The organism is uncultured Campylobacter sp. (assembly GCF_938045225.1).
In the GTDB taxonomy this organism is placed as follows: domain Bacteria; phylum Campylobacterota; class Campylobacteria; order Campylobacterales; family Campylobacteraceae; genus Campylobacter_A.
In genome coordinates this window covers 1-2,675 of sequence record NZ_CALINL010000067.1, presented here as the reverse complement: position 1 = coordinate 2,675, position 2,675 = coordinate 1, and the positions used below count along the sequence as shown (strand labels likewise).

The 2,675-nt window shown below is 45.4% G+C and carries 3 protein-coding genes; 2 read left to right on the top strand and 1 reads right to left on the bottom strand.

Annotated features, from left to right (window positions below):
* Positions 1-40: 40 nt before the first annotated feature.
* Both Q0200_RS03080 and Q0200_RS03075 read left to right on the top strand, forming a co-directional pair.
* Positions 41-163 (top strand): hypothetical protein, encoded by a 123-nt coding sequence (locus Q0200_RS03080; protein WP_297937572.1) that lies wholly within the window; start codon positions 41-43, stop codon positions 161-163.
* Positions 164-217: 54 nt separating this feature from the next.
* Positions 218-1,777 (top strand): disulfide bond formation protein B, encoded by a 1,560-nt coding sequence (locus Q0200_RS03075; RefSeq protein WP_297937571.1) that lies wholly within the window; start codon positions 218-220, stop codon positions 1,775-1,777.
* A 267-nt stretch (positions 1,778-2,044) separates the two neighbouring features.
* Here the strand turns inward: Q0200_RS03075 and Q0200_RS03070 are convergent, their stop codons facing one another.
* Positions 2,045-2,464, bottom strand: a complete 420-nt coding sequence (locus Q0200_RS03070; RefSeq protein WP_297937569.1) for a hypothetical protein — start codon at positions 2,462-2,464, stop codon at positions 2,045-2,047.
* Positions 2,465-2,675: the final 211 nt, after the last annotated feature.

Genomic DNA, 2,675 nt, shown 5'->3' with positions numbered 1-2,675 from the left:
TTTTAAAGAGATTTTCAGAATTTTACCTCAAGGAGAGACGATGGAATTTTTAACACTCGTTTTGGTTGCTGTTTGCATGTATGTGCTTATGTTTCGCCCACAAAGGCAGCAGCTCGCGTTTGGCTTGTTCGGAGCGGCAAGCTTCGTTATGGTCGGCATGTAGTTTGTCTCGACATTTGGCTCGATATTCGGTTCGGGCAATTACTAGGAGGACGCCGTGTGTTTTAGCGAAAAAAATTTTAACGCCTTGATGGCGACGGCGATCATGCTTATTTTGGTGATCCCCGTAGGCATTGCAAACGTCTGGCTGGGATACGTGGTGGGAGAAAGCCCGTGCGTGCTTTGCTGGTGGGAGCGCATGGGCATGATCTTGGTGGGGTTGCTTGGGCTTTTTATCCTCAGATACGGTCCGCGGCTCAGATACGTCGTAGCGGTCTTTTTTGTTGCGGCATTTGGGATACATATGGGGCTGAGACATCTTGGTAACTTCGTCCAGCTTGACGTAGATATGGGGCTTGGCGCATCGATACTGGGCGTGCGGACCTATACTTGGGCGGCTATCGCGTATTGGGCCGTCGTCATCGTAATGAGCCTCTTTTTGATATTTATCAAAAAAAGCGCGGAACTAAATGCCGATTTTAGCGGGCAAAGAAGCGTGATCAAGCCCTTTAGCGCATACGGCAAGGTCGTTTTCTATCTCTCTTTCGCGCTCGTCATCTCAAATGGCGTGCAGGCTTTTTTTACAAACGGCATCCCGCCCTACGGCGGCAAAGCGCCCACCGATAGGATGAGTTTAAATTTGGCTATGAGTTCCAAAACGTGGGAAAGATACGTATGGGACAGGCTTAAATCCTTTAATCTCAAAAAAGATTATCCGCAAAGACCCTATATCCGCGGCGTATTCGACACGAAAAAATTTAACGAAAATTTTGCCGACGGCGCGGTGCTCGGCGCTGTGAAGCTAGGGCTTTTAGGCACGAAGCAGATCGAGATAAAGATGAACAGAGGCGAGATGATAGCAAGCGTCTCATACGACGAGAAAAATCAAGAGTTCGCTCTTACTTCCTCGTATGCGGGTAGCTACTTCACGAAAGATCTTAAAAATTTCGATAAATTTGCGGTGCTTGATTATCAAAACAGCTGGAATCTGGGCCATACGACGGCGAGCGCCTTCGTAGGAGAGGATCTGCTCGTAATCGGTCAGAACAAGACCGCCTACGGGCTAAAAAGGCTCAAAGAGCCGATGGATAAGGTGATAGAGTATAGGACCTTTTTACAAACCAGCGGCGATTACGGCAGCTACTTTGAAAAGAGCGTCGATAGATATACCAAGGACGGGCGCCCGTTTCTTACGATGATACGAGCTAAACAGGCGTATGCTTTGGCGTTTGCGGCGGATGAGAAGTTTATGTATATAATCAGCGCGCCCAACGATGTCGTAAAAAACGTCGTAATCGGCAAATTTTTAATAAGCGAACGCAAGTTAAGCGCCGAAGCGTACCTAAAGCCCGCCAAGGGGCTTGCGCTCAAGCAAAAGCGAAATTTTAAGGATTACTACGTCGTAGGGGCCGCGAGCGCGGGCGATCAAATTTTAGCCTACAGCAGGGAGTATAACACGCTGCTTAGCATCGATAAGAACAGCCTCGAGGTCGTGCAGGCCTATGAGATGCCGCAGATGAGCGAGCCGCATTCGCTCGCCGTCGGCGCGGATCGGCTCTATGTGCTAGGCTTTGAGGACGGCAAAAATCTACTTTACGAGATAGAGCGCCCGTTTTGATCGGTGCAAATTTTAAAATTTAGCCCCTGATTGCGAATTAAGCCCGCGATTGAGATGTGCTTTTTGGCGGGGTCGCATAAATTTTTAAGACCCCGCAACGCTAAAAGGACGGCGGTAAATTTTAGTCGTTTTCAAGAGTGTATTTTAAGAGAATTTGAGAATCTCATTTTTGTGAGGTTGCTTAAATTTTTGTTTATCTACTTAAGGTATTGATATTTTGCACGCGGCGGGGCTTTTGAAATTTACAAATTTAATCCCGCGCTAAAGTCAAATTTCCCTTGCGATTTTGTTCATTTTAGCAAAAATTTCCGCTCGTTCGCCGTCTTTTAGATTGCCCATTTCTAGCTTCGTCATCATCTGCATAAAATCAAATTTCTTAAACATTTTCGCGGCTTCTTTAGCTTCGCGCTCTAGTTTTGCGTAGATTTGCGCTTCGTTTTCGTCGCGGGCTAAATTTCGTAAAAACGAGCCCGCCTCGCCGCCGCGAAATTTATCCGCGTCAAATTTACCCGTCGCACTACTTGAACTTGCTTTTTCGTTAAATTTATCCAGCATATCGGTAAAACCGGTCAAATTTGCCGCCGCAAGTGTAGAGCCGGCTAAAAATTTATCGCCCTTTTGGCTTTGACCGATTCGGTTTGCTAAGGTCTTTAAAATCTCGTTTGAGGCACCGTTTTTGATCTGCATTTTTATCCTTTTTATATTACTAACGGCGAGTCCTAGCAAAAACTATTCCGTCAAATTTTAAAGGCTGCGATTAAATTTTGGCTTAAGCTTTCTGAGGTATTATAGGACTAAAATACTCTTTTTAGTGCATTAGATAGCCTATGCGTAATATTTTTATATTCGCATAAGTTTAAAAAAGTGCCTATTTTACAGTAAATTTAAAAATAAACTT

Excerpts from the sequence above, each read along its gene's own strand:
- Q0200_RS03080 (WP_297937572.1), top strand. The coding sequence starts at position 41 with ATGGAATTTTTAACACTCGTTTTGGTTGCTGTTTGCATGTATGTGCTT.
- Q0200_RS03070 (WP_297937569.1), bottom strand. The coding sequence starts at position 2,464 with ATGCAGATCAAAAACGGTGCCTCAAACGAGATTTTAAAGACCTTAGCA.